Here is a 706-nt window from a genome sequence, read left to right as displayed (position 1 = left end):
CCCTCGCTCTCGGCCCGGATGTGCGGCACACCCGATTCGTCGTACCGCACCTGCACCGGAGCCTTCAAGCCGGCGAGGCTCAACGTGCCCGACCGCTGCGGCAAGCGCGCATGCCACATCAAGGCCAGCACGGCGACGGCGATGACCAACAAGCCCAGCAGGGCGTAGGCGAGCAGCTTGAAGAGGAGTTTCATGCGGCAGATCGGCGGTGTGGGGACCGCCGGATTCTGCCGGTCACACGCGCTCTGTGTGGCGCGGGTTTTTCTGTGGCGTGGTCTTCAGACCAAGGCCGACGCGCCGTTCAACCTCTCCATCGCCGCCAGCACCTCGTAGCACGCACCCATGTTGTGGTAGTCCACCTTGCCGGCCGGGCTTTTCTGGTCGGTGAGTTTGCGGTTGTCGTGGGTCAGGATTCGGAACCAGGCGCCGTGCTGATGGTCGACGAAGTTTTCCCAGGCGTAGAGCCAGATGCGGTCGTACCAGTCCCAGTAGCCACCGTCGTGCGTGCGCTCTGCCAGCGCGGCCGCGGCGGCCATCGATTCGGCCTGAACCCAGTGGTACTTGTCGCCGTCGCAGACCTTCATGTGGGTGTCGGTCGCGGGGTCGCCGTCGGGGGCGAAGCCGTAGACGAGGCCGGTGTGGTGGCGGTCCCAGCCATTGTTGACGGCGGCGGCGAACAGGTCGCGCGCGTGGTGCAGCATCCAGC

2 protein-coding genes are annotated in these 706 nt (G+C 66.6%); both read right to left on the bottom strand.

Going from position 1 to position 706, the window contains the following annotated elements:
* Positions 1-194, bottom strand: a 194-nt coding sequence (locus tag AC1DYI_RS37625) for a hypothetical protein (RefSeq protein WP_477209147.1), incomplete at its 3' end; no start/stop codon positions are given.
* 84 nt (positions 195-278) lie between these two features.
* Positions 279-706: AGE family epimerase/isomerase (locus AC1DYI_RS37620; RefSeq protein ID WP_477209146.1), on the bottom strand; the 428-nt coding region annotated here is incomplete at its 5' end.

It is taken from the genome of Ideonella sp. P3_A4 (assembly GCF_056403075.1).
Note: the sequence above shows the minus strand (reverse complement) of the source record. Positions and strands in the feature narration are given on the sequence as shown.